Annotated in this window: 1 protein-coding gene; it reads left to right on the top strand. The window is 55.7% G+C overall.

Annotation, left to right across the window (positions count from 1 at the left end):
- The coding region (locus GLW00_RS21035; RefSeq protein WP_160917088.1) for a redoxin domain-containing protein at nt 1-425 on the top strand (425 nt) is incomplete at its 5' end.
- Nucleotides 426-573 lie beyond the last annotated feature (148 nt).

The following is a 573-nucleotide window of genomic DNA, read 5'->3' as shown; positions in this document are numbered from 1 at the left end:
GGCTTTCCACCGATACCGCGGAAGAGCATCTCAAGTGGATTGAGGATGTCGATGACACCCAGTCCTGCAGCCTGGATTTCCCCATCCTGGCGGACGCCGACTGCTCAATCGCCCAGCTGTACGACATGATACACCCCGGGGAAAGCGAAACGGCGGCGGTCAGAAGTGTTTTCATCATCGATCCGAACAAGAAAATCCGCCTGACGATGACCTACCCGATGACTGTAGGGCGGAATTTCGATGAGATACTTCGTGCCATTGATGCCCTTCAGACCAGTGACGCAAAGAGCTGTGCGCTGCCGGCAGACTGGCGTAAAGGTGATGAGTGCATCATTCCGCCCTCCATCACCGATGAACAGGCGAAGGAAATGTTTCCAGAGGGCTGGCGCGAACTGCGCCCGTACCTGCGCATGACCAAGGTCTGATCATTCCCGTTCGCATTATGGCGGTCACCCTGAGGGGGGCCGCCGATATGCCCTTTAAACAGCTCTTTTCGTTACATAGCCCTTCCTGCCGTCAGCGAAATGACCCTATCCGCCTCAATAAAGGGCATTGAGTCGTGCAGCATAAGCA

This window comes from Halobacillus litoralis (assembly GCF_009856445.1).
Lineage (GTDB): Bacteria > Bacillota > Bacilli > Bacillales > Halobacillaceae > Halobacillus > Halobacillus litoralis.
This window is presented reverse-complemented; position numbering and strand designations above follow the sequence as displayed.